Annotated in this window: 1 pseudogene; it reads right to left on the minus strand. The window is 46.1% G+C overall.

Annotated elements, in window-relative coordinates:
* A pseudogene (locus CKO50_RS23095) lies at positions 1–245 on the minus strand (transposase); the annotation flags it as partial.

Here is a 245-nt window from a genome sequence, read left to right on the forward strand (position 1 = left end):
GTAAGAATGGGCTCTGCTTCGTTAATATAGCCTCGCTTGTCGGTGCGAATACATTGGCCTGTGAGTTCAACCAATTCAATATAGGATTTGAGTTCAAAAGGCAGTCCTTTTGGCATATGTTTTCGTGGGCTGCCAGCAAAGCGTAGTAGGCTATTTGGTTGTTTTCCCAGCTTCGCATGGTCGATGCGCTTTTTGATACTGGTGTAGTCTGAGGTTTCAGGCGTTGCGGCGATTTTGGCTCTAAT

This window comes from Pseudoalteromonas sp. HM-SA03, assembly GCF_002289345.1.
Lineage (GTDB): Bacteria > Pseudomonadota > Gammaproteobacteria > Enterobacterales > Alteromonadaceae > Pseudoalteromonas.